The 14,684-nt window shown below is 70.9% G+C and carries 15 protein-coding genes; 7 read left to right on the forward strand and 8 right to left on the reverse strand.

Annotated elements, in window-relative coordinates; translation table 11 throughout:
* The first annotated feature begins 49 nt into the window (after positions 1–49).
* From AB0B64_RS12470 to AB0B64_RS12495, 6 genes are read left to right on the forward strand one after another with little or no spacing between them, the layout of a single operon-like run.
* Complete coding sequence (locus AB0B64_RS12470; RefSeq protein WP_358176811.1) at positions 50–1,213, forward strand: acyl-CoA dehydrogenase family protein; 1,164 nt, start codon at positions 50–52, stop codon at positions 1,211–1,213.
* A complete protein-coding gene (locus AB0B64_RS12475; protein ID WP_358176814.1) occupies positions 1,210–2,364 on the forward strand; it encodes an acyl-CoA dehydrogenase family protein in 1,155 nt (384 codons plus the stop codon). The genes AB0B64_RS12470 and AB0B64_RS12475 overlap by 4 nt, the downstream gene beginning before the upstream one ends.
* 6 nt (positions 2,365–2,370) lie before the next feature.
* On the forward strand, positions 2,371–3,111 hold the full coding sequence (gene fabG, locus AB0B64_RS12480) for a 3-oxoacyl-ACP reductase FabG (RefSeq protein WP_357938005.1): 741 nt from the start codon (positions 2,371–2,373) through the stop codon (positions 3,109–3,111).
* On the forward strand, positions 3,108–3,998 hold the full coding sequence (locus AB0B64_RS12485) for a MaoC family dehydratase N-terminal domain-containing protein (RefSeq protein WP_358176817.1): 891 nt from the start codon (positions 3,108–3,110) through the stop codon (positions 3,996–3,998). Before fabG ends, AB0B64_RS12485 begins: the two co-directional genes overlap by 4 nt.
* Positions 3,991–5,202, forward strand: a complete 1,212-nt coding sequence (locus AB0B64_RS12490) for an acetyl-CoA C-acetyltransferase (RefSeq protein ID WP_358176820.1) — start codon at positions 3,991–3,993, stop codon at positions 5,200–5,202. Before AB0B64_RS12485 ends, AB0B64_RS12490 begins: the two co-directional genes overlap by 8 nt.
* Positions 5,199–5,660 carry a MaoC family dehydratase gene (locus AB0B64_RS12495; RefSeq protein WP_357937996.1) on the forward strand — a complete coding sequence of 154 codons (462 nt, stop codon included), beginning with the start codon at positions 5,199–5,201 and terminating at the stop codon, positions 5,658–5,660. The genes AB0B64_RS12490 and AB0B64_RS12495 overlap by 4 nt, the downstream gene beginning before the upstream one ends.
* A gap of 74 nt (positions 5,661–5,734) precedes the next feature.
* Here the strand turns inward: AB0B64_RS12495 and AB0B64_RS12500 are convergent, their stop codons facing one another.
* From AB0B64_RS12500 to AB0B64_RS12535, 8 genes are all read right to left on the reverse strand, one after another.
* Positions 5,735–6,493, reverse strand: coding sequence for a crotonase/enoyl-CoA hydratase family protein (locus tag AB0B64_RS12500; protein WP_357937993.1), 759 nt, complete (start codon positions 6,491–6,493; stop codon positions 5,735–5,737).
* Positions 6,494–6,509: 16 nt separating this feature from the next.
* Entirely contained in the window at positions 6,510–7,658 is a 1,149-nt protein-coding gene (locus AB0B64_RS12505; protein ID WP_357937990.1) for an acyl-CoA dehydrogenase family protein, read from the reverse strand.
* A 92-nt stretch (positions 7,659–7,750) separates the two neighbouring features.
* Positions 7,751–8,410, reverse strand: a complete 660-nt coding sequence (locus tag AB0B64_RS12510) for a TetR/AcrR family transcriptional regulator (protein WP_357937987.1) — start codon at positions 8,408–8,410, stop codon at positions 7,751–7,753.
* Between the two features lie 55 nt (positions 8,411–8,465).
* Positions 8,466–9,707: an ABC transporter substrate-binding protein gene (locus AB0B64_RS12515; protein WP_357937984.1), complete on the reverse strand. Its 1,242-nt coding sequence runs from the start codon at positions 9,705–9,707 to the stop codon at positions 8,466–8,468.
* Positions 9,708–9,747: 40 nt separating this feature from the next.
* Complete coding sequence (locus AB0B64_RS12520; RefSeq protein ID WP_358176823.1) at positions 9,748–10,866, reverse strand: branched-chain amino acid ABC transporter permease; 1,119 nt, start codon at positions 10,864–10,866, stop codon at positions 9,748–9,750.
* Positions 10,859–11,749 carry a branched-chain amino acid ABC transporter permease gene (locus AB0B64_RS12525; RefSeq protein ID WP_357937978.1) on the reverse strand — a complete coding sequence of 297 codons (891 nt, stop codon included), beginning with the start codon at positions 11,747–11,749 and terminating at the stop codon, positions 10,859–10,861. The genes AB0B64_RS12520 and AB0B64_RS12525 overlap by 8 nt, the downstream gene beginning before the upstream one ends.
* Entirely contained in the window at positions 11,746–12,594 is an 849-nt protein-coding gene (locus tag AB0B64_RS12530; protein ID WP_358176826.1) for an ABC transporter ATP-binding protein, read from the reverse strand. The genes AB0B64_RS12525 and AB0B64_RS12530 overlap by 4 nt, the downstream gene beginning before the upstream one ends.
* Positions 12,591–13,382 (reverse strand): ABC transporter ATP-binding protein, encoded by a 792-nt coding sequence (locus tag AB0B64_RS12535; RefSeq protein ID WP_357937972.1) that lies wholly within the window; start codon positions 13,380–13,382, stop codon positions 12,591–12,593. Before AB0B64_RS12535 ends, AB0B64_RS12530 begins: the two co-directional genes overlap by 4 nt.
* Positions 13,383–13,621: 239 nt before the next feature.
* On the opposite strand from AB0B64_RS12535, the gene AB0B64_RS12540 reads away from it, so the two are divergent.
* Positions 13,622–14,662 carry an LLM class F420-dependent oxidoreductase gene (locus tag AB0B64_RS12540; protein WP_358176829.1) on the forward strand — a complete coding sequence of 347 codons (1,041 nt, stop codon included), beginning with the start codon at positions 13,622–13,624 and terminating at the stop codon, positions 14,660–14,662.
* Positions 14,663–14,684: the final 22 nt, after the last annotated feature.

The following is a 14,684-nucleotide window of genomic DNA, read 5'->3' on the forward strand; positions in this document are numbered from 1 at the left end:
AAAGATCCTCAAGCCCGAGCCGTCGCCCACCACCCTCAGGAGCTGAACAGTGGACATCGAAGCGTTCCAGGAGGTGCTGGCCGCCGTGCGCACCTTCGTACGCAAGGAGGTCGTGCCCGCCGAAGACGTCATCGAGCAGACCGACGAGATCCCCGAGGCCATCCGTGCGAAGGCGGCTGACATGGGGTTGTTCGGCTACGCGCTGCCGGAGGAGCACGGCGGGCTCGGGTTCACCATGATCGAGGATGTTCAGCTGGCGATGGAGCTCGGCCACACCGCGCCGGCCTTCCGCTCGATGCTCGGCACCAACAACGGCATCGCCGGCCAGGTGCTGGTGAACTTCGGCACCGACGAGCAGAAGCGGCGGCACCTCCCCGCGCTGGCGGCCGGCGACCAGATCGCCGCGTTCGCGCTGACCGAGCCCGAGGCCGGCTCCGACCCCAGCGGGCTGCGGACTCGGGCGGTCCGGGTCGAGGGCGGCTACCGGCTCACCGGCCAGAAGCGGTTCATCACGAACGCCGACCGGGCCGACCTGTTCATGGTCTTCGCCAGGACGAACGCCGACACCGAGGGCACCAAGGCCATCTCCGTCTTCGTGGTGGAGTCCGGCGCCGAGGGGCTCACGGTCGGCCCCAAGGACGAGAAGATGGGACAGCGCGGAGCGCACACCGCCGAGGTCTTCCTCGACGACGTCTTCGTGCCCGAGTCCGCGCTGATCGGCGGAGTCGAGGGCGAGGGGTTCGCGGCCGCCATGCGCTCGCTGGCGCGCGGCCGGCTGCACATCGCGGCGATCTGCGTCGGGCTGGCCCAGCGGCTCGTCGAGGAGAGCGTCACCCATGCCGCCGCCACCCGGCAGGGCGGGCGTCCCATCGCGGAGTTCCAGCAGGTGCAGGCGATGCTCGCGGACTCGCAGACCGAGCTCATGGCCGGGCGGGCGATGGTGCTGGACGCGGCGCGGGCCTACGACGACGGCAGCGACCGGCGCATGGCCCCGTCGTGCGCGAAGCTCTTCTGCTCGGAGATGGTCGGCCGGGTGGCCGACCGCGCCGTACAGATTCACGGCGGCCTGGGATATATGCGGTCGGTCCCGGTCGAGCGGTTCTACCGCGACGCCCGCCTGTTCCGGCTGTACGAGGGCACGAGCGAGGTGCAAAAGGTCATCATCGCCAAGCAACTGCTCAAGGGCGCGGAACGAAGCGGAGAGCGATCATGAGCGCACTGACCGAGGACGAAAGGGAGATCGTCGCCCTGGCCGGCGAATTCGTCGACGAGCGGGTGCGGCCGCGAGTACGGGACTACGAGTCGGTGGACGCCTACCCCGCCGAGTTCATCGAGGAGATGAAGAAGCTGGGCTTCTTCGGCCTGCTCGCGCCCGCCGAGCACGGCGGCGTGGAGGTGAGTACGGAGTGCTTCGCCCGGGTCACCGAGGAGCTGGCCCGCGGCTGGATGAGCCTGGCCGGCGCCATCGGCGGGCACTCGGTCATCACCTACATGATCCGCAGGTTCGGCACCCCTGACCAGCGCGAACGCTACCTGCCCCGGATGGCCGACGGCACGATCCGGGCGGCGATGGCGCTCACCGAGCCCGGCGGCGGCAGCGACCTGCAGGCGATGCGCACGCACGCCCGCGAGGACGGCGGCGACCTGTTGATCACCGGGTCGAAGACCTGGATCACCAACGCCCGCCACGCCGGCCTCATCGGCCTACTCTGCGTGACCGACCCGGACGCGAAGCCGGCGCACCGGGGCATGAGTGTGCTCCTCGTCGAGCCCGGCGACGGCATGACCGTGTCCAAGAACCTGCCGAAGCTCGGCTATCGCGGCGTCGAGTCCTGTGAGCTCGTCTTCGACGACATGCGGGTCCCCGCGTCCGCCGTGCTCGGCGACGAGCCGAACCAGGGCTGGGCGCAGATGATGCGTGGCCTGGAGATCGGCAGGATCCAGGTCGCCGCCCGCGCGGTCGGCGTCGCCCAGGCCGCGCTCGACGACGCGGTGCGGTACGCGCAAGAACGCGAGTCGTTCGGCAAGCCGATCTGGAAACACCAGTCGGTGGGCAACCTGCTGGCCGACATGGCGACCAAGGTCCAGGCGGCACGGCTGCTCACCGAGGACACCGCCCGCCGGCTCGACGCGGGCGGCCGCGCCGACATGGAGGCCGGTATGGCCAAGCTCTTCGCCTCCGAGGCTGCGATGCAGGTGACGCTGGACGCGATGCGCGTGCACGGCGGGTACGGCTACTCCAAGGAGTTCGACGTCGAGCGCTACTTCCGGGACGCCCCGCTGATGATCCTCGGCGAGGGCACCAACGAGATCCAGCGCAACGTCATCGCCGCCCAACTGATCGCCCGCAACCCCATCAGCTGAGGAAACATGATGCTGCTCAACGGCAAGACCGCGGTCGTCACCGGCGCCGCCCAGGGCATCGGCCTCGCCATCGCGGAGGTCTTCGTCAGGGAAGGCGCGCGGGTCGTGATCGGCGATCTCAACCTGGAGGCGGCCGAGGCGGCGGCCAAGGAGCTCGGCGGGCCAGGCGTGGCCCGGGCGGCGCGGTGCGACGTCACCCGCGCCGCGGATGTGGACGCCCTGATCCGGACGGCGCTGGAGGCGTTCGGCTCGCTGGACGTCATGGTCAACAACGCCGGGATCACCCGCGACGCGACGATGCGCACGATGACCGAGGAGCAGTTCGACCAGGTCATCGACGTCCACCTCAAGGGCACCTGGAACGGCACCCGCAAGGCCGCCGCCGTCATGCGCGAGCAGAAGAGCGGCGCGATCGTGAACATCTCCTCGCTGTCGGGGAAGGTCGGCATGGTCGGCCAGACCAACTACTCCGCCGCCAAGGCCGGTGTCGTCGGCCTGTCCAAGGCCGCCGCCAAGGAGTTGGCCCACCACGGCGTCCGGGTCAACGCCATCCAGCCGGGCCTGATCCGCTCGGCCATGACCGAGGCGATGCCGCAGAAGGCGTGGGACCAGAAGCTGGCCGAGATCCCGATGGGACGGGCGGGCGAGGCGCACGAGGTCGCCTCGGTGGCGTTGTTCCTGGCCTCGGATCTGTCGTCGTACATGACCGGCACCGTGCTCGAAGTCACCGGCGGGCGGTTGATGTGAGCAGTCACCGGCGGGCGGTTGATGCGAGCTGGGCACCGCACACCGTCGTCACGACCGAGACGGTCGACCCCCATCCGGTGGCGGCGCTGTCGGCGTTGTTCGACGACGGCACGCCCGCGATCGGCCCGGGGGACGTCCTTCCGCCGCTGTGGCACTGGCTCGCCCTGGCCCGCTGGCCCCGCTCGTCCGCGCTCGGCGCCGACGGCCATCCGGCGCGCGGGTCGTTCCTGCCCCCGGTGGAACTGCCGCGCCGGATGTTCGCCGGCGGCGAGGTCGTCCTCCATGCCCCGCTCACGGTCGGTGGCACGGTCCGCCGTGAGGCGCGCGTGGAGTCGGTCACCGAGAAGTCCGGCCGCACCGGCCGCCTCGTCGTGGTGACCGTCGTCACCGCCCTGTACGACGAGCATGACAAACTCGCGATCGAGGAGCGCCAGGACCTGATCTACCGGGACGCCGGGCCCGCCGCGCCCTCGGCCGCGCAGCCGCCCGACGCGGCCCCCGCCCGCGCTCCGTTCACCCGGACAGGGGAGTGGGCCTGGGATTTCGCCACGGATCCGACGCTGCTGATGCGCTTCAGCGCGGCGAGCGCGAATCCCCACCGCATCCACTACGACTGGCCGTACACCACCCGTGTCGAGGGCTATCCCGGCCTGGTCGTGCACGGCCCCCTGATGACGCTCGCCCTTGCGGAGATCCTCCGCCTCGAAGGGCACCAGGGCGAGGTCGTCCGCCTGCGGCACCGCAACCGCAAGCCGCTGTTCTGCGGCCAGCGGGCGGAGCTCCGGCGGGTCGAGGACACCGGATCGCTGACGCTGGGCGTGTTCGTCGCGGATGACGAGCCCCGCAGTACCTTGACGATCGACCAGGAAGGGGCCGGCCATGCGTGAGGCGGTCATCTGTGAGCCCGTCCGCACCCCGATAGGCCGTTACGGCGGGATGTTCAGGAGCCTGACGGCGGCCGACCTCGGCGTCATCGCGCTCAAGGGCCTGATCGAGCGCACCGGCCTCGTGCCGGACGAGATCGAGGACGTCGTCCTGGGCCACTGCAACGCCAGCAGCGAGGCGCCCGCGATCGGCCGCGTCGTCGCGCTCGACGCCGGTCTGCCCGCCCACGTCCCCGGCTTCCACCTCGACCGCCGGTGCGGCTCGGGGCTGCAGGCCGTCATCCACGCCGCCATGCAGGTGCAGACCGGGGTCCATGAGGTCGTCGTCGCGGGCGGCACGGAGAGCATGAGCAACGCCACGTTCTACTCCACGGACATGCGATGGGGCGCGAGGAACGGCGTAGCGGTGCACGACAGCCTTGTACGCGCCCGGCAGACCGCGGGCGGCCGGAGCCACCCGATTCCCGGCGGCATGATCGAGACCGCCGAGAACCTGCGCCGCGCGTACGCGATCTCGCGCCGGGAACAGGACGAGCTGGCCCTGCTGTCCCACCAGCGCGCGGTCAGGGCCCAAGCCGACGGCATCCTGGCCGAGGAGATCATCCCGACCCCGGTATCCACCAGGAGCGGCGAGGTCGTGATCGACACCGACGAGCACCCCCGCGCCGACACATCCTTGGAGTCCCTGTCCAGGCTCAAACCACTCCTGGCCGGCTCCGACCCGGAGGCGACCGTCACGGCGGGCAACGCGAGCGGGCAGAACGACGCCGCCGCCATGTGCCTCGTCACCACCCCCGAGCGCGCCGACCGGCTCGGCCTGCGACCGCTGGTCCGCCTCGTGTCGTGGGCCGTGGCCGGGGTCGCGCCGGAGACCATGGGCATCGGCCCGGTACCCGCCACCGCGGCCGCCCTGGACCGGGCCGGCCTCTCGCTGCACGACATGGAACTCATCGAGCTCAACGAGGCGTTCGCGGCCCAGGCGCTGGCGGTCATGAGGGAGTGGAAGTTCGGCGAGGAGGACCTGGAGCGTACGAACGTCCACGGCTCCGGCATCTCGCTCGGCCACCCGGTCGGCGCCACCGGTGTGCGGATGCTGGCGACGCTGTCCCGCGAGCTCTGCCGGCGCGAGGCCAGGTACGGCCTGGAGACCATGTGCATCGGCGGCGGCCAGGGCCTGGCCGCCGTCTTCGAACGGGTGACGTCATGACCGCCCGCGTCTTCACCTCCCTGGAGGAGGTGAAGAGCGCCCTCGACGAGCCCATCGGCCCCAGCGACTGGCTCGTCGTGGATCAGGAGCGCATCGACGCCTTCGCCGACGCCACCGGCGACCACCAGTGGATCCATGTCGACCCAGAACGGGCCGCGTCCGGTCCGTTCGGCCGCACCATCGCGCACGGATACCTGACGCTGTCGCTGATCCCGCACTTCGGGCCCCGGCTCTTCCGCCTCGACCTGGGCGGGGCCCGCGTCAACTACGGCGTGAACAAGGTCCGCTTCCCCTCGCCCGTGCCTGAGGGCTCGCGCCTGCGGGCGGTGGCCGCCTTCGCCGGCCTGCGGGAGACCGCGACGGGCGCCGCACTCACGACGCGCTACACCATCGAGCTCGACGGCGAACGAAAACCCGCCTGCGTCGCCGAGACCATCACGCTCCTTCTCGACGCCTGAGGATCCCCGGGGCAAGTCGGCGGTCGCCGCCCGAAGGAAGTCAGGTCAGCGGTCGCTGCCCGAGGGAAGGCAGGTCAACGGTCCCAGATCGGCGTCCGCTTCTCGGCGAAGGCGCGGGCGCCCTCCTGCGCGTCGGCGGAGGCCACCACCTCGGCCCACACCTTCAGCTGCGCCGCGAACGCGGCCTCGTCGGTGTAGTTCACCGACGACGACAGGATCCGCTTGGACATCCGCACCGCGAACGGCGCGTTGGCGGCGATCCTGGCGGCCAGCGCCCGCGCCCCCTCCAGCGCCACACCCGGCTCGGTGAGCTCGTTGACCAGCCCGTACGCGTGCGCCCGCACCGCCGGCAACGGATCACCGGTGAGCACCAGCTGCATGGCGAGGTGGTGTGGCAACGCCTTCGCCACCCGCAACAATCCGCCTCCGACCGCGATCAGCCCCCGCTTGACCTCGGGCAGGCTGAACTGGGCAGTTCGGGACGCCACCACCAGATCGGCCGCCAGCGCCAGCTCGCAGCCACCCGCGGCCGCCCACCCCTCAACCGCCGCGATCAGCGGTTTCTCCGGAAGCCGCTCGGTGATGCCGGCGAAGCCGCGCCCCGGCAGGGCAGGCTTCTCGCCCCGCGTGAACGCCTTCAGATCCATGCCGGAGCAGAACGTGCCGCCGGCTCCGGTGAGGATCCCCACCTTCAGGTCGGGCCTGGACTCGAGCTCGTCGATCGCCGCCGCGAGCGCCTTCGTCGTCTCCAGGTCCACCGCGTTGCGTGCCGCGGGCCGGTTGATGGTGATGACCGCGATGCCGTCCGCGAATTCGGTCAGCACTGTGCTCATCGAGGTGCTCCCTTGGTCAGAGGCCGATGGACTTGGCGATGATGCTCTTCATGACCTCGCTGGTGCCACCGTAGATGCGGGTGACGCGCGCGTCGGCGTACATGCGGGCGATCGGGTATTCCAGCACGTACCCGTAGCCGCCGTGCAGTTGCAGGCACTTGTCGACGACGCGGGACTGCAGCTCGGTGCAGAAGAGCTTCACCTTGGCCGCATCGGCCGCGCTCAGCTCGCCGGCGTCGTGCTCCTCCAGCGCGCGGTCGACCAGCGCCTGGCCCGCCTCCACGTCGGTCGCGCACTCGGCGAGCACGAACTTGGTGTTCTGGAAGCCGGACAGCGGCCGGCCGAAGACGTTCCGCTCGTTCACGTAGGCGAGGGTGACCTCCAGCGCCGTCGCCGCTGCCGCCTGCGCGTTCACGGCGATGGACAGTCGCTCCTGCGCGAGGTTGTGGCGGAGGAACTCGAACGCGCGGCCCTCCTCGCCCAGCAGGTTCGCCGCCGGCACGGCGACGTCCTCGAAGGCCAGCTCGGCGGTGTCCTGCGCCTTGAGCCCGAGCTTGTCCAGATTGCGGCCCACCGAGAAGCCGGGCGAGCCCGCCTCGACGACCAGGATGCTCAGCCCCGCCCGCCGGTCGCCCGTGGGCGGGGACGTACGGGCGACGACGAGTACGAGGTCGGCGTTGACAGCGCCGGTGATGAAGGTCTTGGCCCCGTTGAGCACATAATGGTCCCCGTCGAGCACCGCGGTCGTAGCGATGCCGGCGAGGTCCGACCCGGTTCCCGGCTCGGTCATCGCGATCGCGGTCATCAGCTCGCCGTTGGCCACCCCTGGCAGCCAGCGCCGCTTCTGCTCCTCGGAGGCGTAGCGCAGCAGGTACGGCAGCACGATGTCGGTGTGCACCCGTACCGGGCCGAGGCCCAGCTTCGCCCGCGCCAGTTCCTCGTTCACCACGACGTTGAACCTGAAGCCGCGCTGGCCGCCGCCGCCGTACTCCTCGGGGACCTGCAGGCCGAGCACGCCCAGCTTGCCGAGCCGCCGGTAGAAGTCGCGGGGCGCCGCGCCCGCCTTCTCCCACGCGGGGAAGATCGGGACGACCTCCCGGGCGAGGAAGTCACGGACGGTGGCCCGGAACGCCTCATGGTCGTCGTCGAAGACGGTGCGTCGCATCGTTCCTCTCTCTGCCGGCAAGACCAGGATCTTGTCGAACGATCGTTAAGTGTAGGTCGCGGACCGGCGATGTCAGGGTCCGGATCGGCGGGTCAGCGGGTCTTGGCGCGCGACCTTCGGGCCGGCGGGCGGTGCTCCACCACCGTGAGCGCCAGATGGACGTAGCGCTCCACCAGGTCGGTGACGCTCAGGTCGCCGTCGGGTTGGTACCACTGGGCGATCGCGTTGCACATCGCCAGGATCGCCCGCTGCGCCTCGTCGGGATGGGGAGTGGCGAAGACGCCGCGCGCCGCGCCGTCGTCGATGATCTCACGCAGCAGTTTCGGCAGCGCGTCGCGCCGCTCCACGAACCGCTCCAGCCGCTCCGGCTCCAGGTTGCGCAGCTCCCGCAGCGCGAGCAGGCTGTCGACCTGGCGCCGCACCCGGTATTCGACCGTGGACCGGACGAAGGCGCTCAGCCGCGCCGCCGGGTCGTCCCCGGCGGCGGTCAGTGCCGTCTCGCAGCCGCGCCGGCAGTCGTCGAGCGCGTCTTCCAGCAGCGCGTGGAGGAGCTCCTGCTTACCTGCGTGGTAGTAGTAGAGAACCGAGAGGCTCAGCCCCGCGCCCTTCGCGATGTCCCTGATCGAGGCGCCGTGGTAGCCGCGCTCGGCGAAGATGTCGCGTGCCGACCGCATGATCGCGGCAAGCCCGTTTCCCCTGGTCACCGCCCCCGGCGGCCGATCCGCCGCCGCTGCCGTGCCGCGTGTCGCCATCACCACATCCTATTCTAAGCGTGTCCGATGTTGAGATCATCAGCCCCGGCCGGGGCTAGCCCGCCTTGACCTGATACTCCTTGGCGAGGTCGGACACCTTGAAGTCCTCGATGAGCTTCATGCCGGCGTAGACGCCCTGGTCGGGGCGGTGGATCTGGCTGGCCCGCGAGGTCGGCTGCGCCGGCTCGGACAGGTCCAGCGCCGGCCCGAGCCCGTCGATGCTGAAGCTGGTCACCTTGGTGCGGGCGGCGAGCAGGCTCTTGCGGGTCAGGTCGTTGCACGTACCACTGATGATCTTCGCCCACAGGTGGGTCGACAGGTATGCGAGCACCACCGCGCCGCCCGACTCCGGCTGCTGCGCGCCGAACTTGGCCTTCCACTTGTCCGCGAGCGCCTTGACCGCGGGGGTGTCCGCGCTGAGCAGCCCGATGCCCGACACCCGGTAGTACCGCTTGATCAGCGCGGGCGCGGCCGCCGTGGACAGCAGGCTCGTGGCGAACGTCGCCACGTTCCCCATGATCGGCACGTCGAGTCCGGCGGCCTGGGCGGCGCTGGCCACCGCCGCGGTCTGCTTCGCCGTCGAGTCCAGCAGGATCGCCTTGGCACCGGCCGCCTTCATCGCGTTGACCTGGCTGGTGAGGTCGGCGTCGGTCGGCTTGATCTGCTGGCCGGACAGTTTCAGACCGAGTTTCCCGGCTGCGAACGTGCTTCCCTTCAGGCTGTTCTCGCCGATCTCGCCCTGCAGGTAGATGTGCCCGAGGGTGTCGCCCTTCTTCAACATGCCCTCCCGCACCATCCAGTCGACGCTGTTGATCGCCTGGACGTCGTACGTGGCGCCGACCACGAGGAGATGCGGATCGCCGAGCAGCGTGGGCGCGAACGCCGTCAGGCCGACCAGCATGTCGTTCGAGGTGATCTTGTCCCGCAGCGCCGAGGTGATCGCCGAACCGTAGACGTTGAGCAACCCGAGGACCTGCGGCGCGACCTCGTCGTAGGCCGTGACCGCCTTCTGCACGTCGTACCCGTGGTCCCGGATGACGAGCTCGATCTTCCGCCCGCACACCCCGCCCGCCGCGTTGATCTCGTCGACGGCGAACTGGCTGGCGGTGTTGCTGGTCTTCCCTGATGTGGCGAACGCGCCGGACAGGTCCAGCAGCATGCCCAGTTTGATGGTGGAGTCACTGACACCGGGGGCGGCGCCGCTCCCGGACGAGGTGGCCTTGGTGGAGCAAGCGGTGACGGACAGGGCGGCCACGAGGGCGGCCGCGGCGAAGACGCGCGGACGGGACCGGTTCATGGGTTCTCCTGGTAGTTCTCTGGGGGGTGTCGAGAAGGGGTCAGGGGGCGGCCGGCCTGCGCCGGTCCCGGAGGGCGTGCACCATCGCGCGCACCCCGCCGGGCTGGGTCAGCATGACGACCACGACGAGCGCGCCGTACACGAACTGCGCGGCGATGGACGCTTCCAGCCCGTCCTGGCCGGGGCCGACGACGAGCGGCAGCACGTCGGCGTAGCGGGACAGCACGATCGGCAGCGCGACCACGAACGTCGCCCCGATGATGGCGCCGGACGTCGAGCCGAGCCCGCCAAGGATGATCATCGCGAGGAAGTCGATGGAGAGATGGAGGTCGAAATAGTCGGGGACGGCACGCTGGAACGCCAGCGCCGTCAGCACGCCGGCGGCGCCTGCGTACATCGAGGACAGGACGAACGCGGCCGCTTTGGTGCGCTGCACCCGCACGCCCATCGCGGCGGCGCCCACCTCGCTGTCACGTATGAGGCGGAACGCCCGGCCCGGCCGGCCCCGCAGCACGTTGCGGGCCACCAGCATGGCCACGACGGTGACGGCCAGGAAGAGATACCAGAGGTTCTCGACGGCCCCGAACGGCACCCCGAGCACGACGAGGCCGCCGGCGTCGGAGAAGACGAACCCGCCGAGCGCGAACGGCGTGACCGAGCGCCCGTCGTAGCCGCCGGTCACCGGCCGCATGTTGAGCAGCAGGTGGTGGCCGAGGAAGACCAGGCCGAGCGAGGCGATGCCGAGATAGATGCCGCGCAACCGGCTGGCGATCGGGCTGAACAGCAGGCCGCACAGCCCGGCGAGCAGGGTCGCGAGCACCGCCGCCACGAGCGGGGGCAGTCCCAGGCCCGTCAGATGGCCGCCCTCGCCGCCGGAGAGGAACGCGTAGCCGTATGTGCCGACCGCGACGAAGAACGCGTGCCCGAGCGACAGCTGCCCGGCCGCGCCGAACAGGATGGTCAGGCCGAGCGCCCCGACCGCCGAGGCCATCGCGAACAAGCCGATGCGCAGCCAGAACGCGTCCACGTACAGCGGCAGGGCCAGCGCCACCACGATCGCGGCGACCACGGCGGCGACTGCCGGCAGGCGGCGCGGCAGCGTCCGGGCCCGCGAATCGGCGGGGACGGGACGGACAGGTGCGATGGTGTCCTCAGACACGGCTGAACTCCTTCGACCCGAACAGTCCGGACGGCCGCCACAGCAGCACGACGATCATCACGAGATAGGCCACGACGTCGCCCACTCCTAGTCCCAGGAACGCGAGCGAGTCCTGGTGACCGGCCACGAGCACCTGGACGACCCCGACGATGAGGCCGCCGGCGATGGCCCCGCCGAGCGAGTCGAATCCGCCGATGATGGCGGCGGGGAAGGCGGCGATCGCGACCGATTCGATGCTCAGGCTGACGCCGGGGCTGGGGAACGAGGCCAGGCCGATCCCGGCCGCAGTGGCCAGCAGCCCGGCCACCACCCAGGCGCCGGCCGAGACCCGGCGCAGCCGGATCCCCACCAGCGCCGCGCCCTCGGCGTCGGCGATGGACGCGCGCATCGCCAGCCCCCAGCCGGTCAGCGTGAGCAGCGCGGTGAGACCGCCGATCAGCAGCGGTACGGCGACCACGATGATGACGATCGTGAGCGGCAGCGTCAGCGGCCCCAGGTTGACCACCTCGCCGTCCCACGGCGCCCCCAGCGGAAGCACCTGCTCCCCGAGGCGGCGGGTCAGCTCGGCGGTCAGCACGACGTTCAGCCCGATCGTGAGGATCGCCATCGAGTGGTGGTTGTGCGGGTCGATGCGGGCCAGCAGGAGCCGCTCGGTCGCCAGCGCGAGCAGGCCGGCGACGGCGAGGCCGAGCAGCGCCGCCGCGGCGAACCCGATCCGCGACTGGGTGGCGGCGACCACGTACACGCCCAGGAGCAGGAATGACGCGTGAGCGAAGTTGACCACGCGGGTGGCCTTGAAGACGATGACGAAGCCGAGCGTGATGAGTGCGTACAGCAGGCCCAGGGACACGCCGTTGACGAGCAGTTCCAGCAGGCGGATCATCGCGGCGTCCTCTCGGCCTCTTGCTCGATCACGGGTTCGTCCCGAGCGTGCGCGTCCGGAGCGTCCTCGTCCGGAGCGTCCTCGTCCGGCACGCCGAGATAGGCGCTGACCACGGTCGGGTCCCGGCGCACCTCGGCCGGCGTTCCCTCGGCGACGACCTTGCCGAAGTCCAGCACCGTGATGCGGTCGGCGATCGACATGACCACGCCCATGTCGTGCTCCACGAACACCACGGTGAGGCCGAGGGCGTCGCGCACCGCGAGGACCAGCCGCCCCAGCTCCCGGCTCTCCGCGGTGTTCATGCCGGCGACCGGCTCGTCGAGGATGAGCAGGCGCGGCTCCAGGCACAGCGCCCTGGCGAACTCCAGGCGCTTGAGGTCGCCGTACGCCAGCCGCCCGGCGGTGGCCTCCAGCAGCGCCGAGAGGCCGACGAACTCGGCGATCTCCCGTACCCGCGCCTCGTGGCGGCGCTGTTCGCCGCGGCCGAGCCACAGGGCGGTCCTGAGCAGGCCGGCGCGGGTCAGCCGGTGCCGCCCCACCATCAGGTTGTCCAGCACCGACTCCCGCGGCGAGACCACGATGTTCTGGAAGGTCCTGCCGACCCCGAGCGCCGCGACCCGGTCGGGGCGCTGCCGGGTCACCTCGTGGTCGTCGAGCAGGATGCGTCCGTCGGCCACCGGGTAGATGCCGCACAGCGCGTTGAGCAGCGACGACTTGCCCGCCCCGTTGGGGCCGATGACCGCGTGCACGGTCCCCGGCTCGACGGTGAACGACACCTCGTCCAGTGCCAGCAGACCGCTGAAGGCCACGCTCACCCCGTCCACCACGAGGCGGGGCGGGCTCACGCCGTCCACCGGGCCAGCTGGGGCACGGCACGGCCGTCGCGCGGGTCGTCGTGGTCGGTTTCCAGGTCTTCGCCGAGGTAGAGCCGGCGGACCTCGTCGCTGTGCGACAGTTCGTCGGCCGGTCCGCTCAAGACGACCCGTCCGAGCTCAAGGACGTACGCCGACTGGGCGACGGACAACGCCATGGCCGCGTTCTGCTCCACCAGCAGCACGGGGACGCCGTCGCGGGCGATCTCACGCACGATCTCGCCGATCTGCTTGACCAGTCGCGGCGCCAGGCCCAGCGACGGCTCGTCCAGCAACAGCAGCTTCGGCTGGGCCATCAGCGCGCGGGCGATGGCGAGCATTTGCTGTTCGCCGCCTGACAGCGTGCCGGCGCGCTGACGGTGCCGCTCGGCCAGCCGGGGGAACATCTCGAACACCTGGCGGCGACAGCGTGCCCGCGCCTCGCGGGACCGGACGGTGACGGCGCCCGCGTCGAGGTTCTCGTCAACGGTGAGCGGCCCGAACACGTGTCGGCCCTCCGGGACCTGGACGAGCCCGCCGGTCACCACAGCCGCCGGGTTCGCGCCGGCGATCTGCTGGCCCAGGAACCTGATCGATCCCGCGGCGACCGATCCGCCGTGCAACGGCACCGTCCCCGAGACGGCCCGCATGAGGGAGGTCTTTCCCGCGCCGTTCGCGCCGAGCAGCGCGACCACGCCTGCCTCGGCGACCGCGAGGCTCACTCCGTGAAGTACGGGCTCACGTGCGCCATAGCGAACGACGAGCCCTTCGATCTCGAGCATCCGGCTTCTCCTTGCTGTTCTCGCGGCCTCACTCCGTGAGGCGGGCTCGGTCGCCCATGCCGCCGCCTTCCCCCGCTCTGGTCGCTCCGCTCCCGAGGTATAGATCAATCGTTCGTTAAGTTGGCACTATCGATCGTTCGTTAAGTACGCGTAATGTAGGTCTCTCGAAGACACACGTCAACACCTTGTCGGGCGCAGCCGGAGCGGGTTTGCCGCCCATCCCACCCTGGAGGTTCGCCATGCGGATCGGCACGACCCTGGCCTACAGCGGCGGTTTCAAGCAGGTGGCCGCGGGCCTGCGTGACCTGGAGAAGGCGGGGGTGGAGATCGCCTTCGTGGCGGAGGCATACTCCTTCGACGCCGTGAGCCAGCTCGGTTATCTCGCGTCGGCCACGGACCGGATGCACCTCGCCTCGGCGATCCTGCCGATCTACACCCGGACGCCGTCGCTGCTCGCGATGACCGCGGCCGGCTTGGACTACGTGTCGGACGGCCGGTTCACGCTCGGCCTGGGCGCGTCAGGGCCGCAAGTGGTCGAGGGGTTCCACGGCGTTCCCTACGACGCGCCGATCGGCCGTACCCGCGAGATCGTGGAGATCTGCCGCCGGGTGTGGAGCCGCGAGGAGGTCGTGTACGAGGGCGAGCACTACGAACTCCCGCTGCCGGCCGGGCGCGGGACGGGCCTGGGCAAGCCGCTGAAGCTCATCAACCATCCGGTACGCGACCGCATTCCGGTCATGCTGGCCGCCATCGGTCCCAAGAACGTCAGACTCGCCGCCGAGATCGCCGAGGGCTGGCTGCCGATCTTCGTACATCCCGGCCGGCTGCGCGAGGTCTGGGGCCCGTCGCTCGACGCCGGCCAGGCCCACCGCGACCCGGCCCTGGGCCCGCTGGACATCGTGGTCACCATGCCCCTGGCCATCGGCGACGACGTCGGCCACCTGCTCGACCGTGCCCGCCCGCAGCTCGCGCTCTACATCGGCGGCATGGGCGCCCGGGGCAAGAACTTCTACAACGACCTCGCCCGCCGTTACGGCTACGAGCGGGAGGCCGAGCTCATCCAGGACCTCTACCTGTCGGGACGCAAGCGGGAGGCGGAGGCCGCGGTCCCCGAGGACCTGCTGCGCGCCACGTCCCTGGTCGGGCCGAAGGAGTACGTGGCCGACCGGCTCGCGGAACTCGCCGCGTGCGGCATCACGACGGTCAGCGTCAAGCCCTTGGCGGACAGCCAGGCCGGTCGGGTCGCCGCTATCGAGCTCCTGCGGGACCTCATGTCCTGACCGTCACGGGCGTCCGGCGCGA

Origin of the sequence: Nonomuraea sp. NPDC049129 (assembly GCF_040648495.1) — a bacterium.
Lineage (GTDB): Bacteria > Actinomycetota > Actinomycetes > Streptosporangiales > Streptosporangiaceae > Nonomuraea.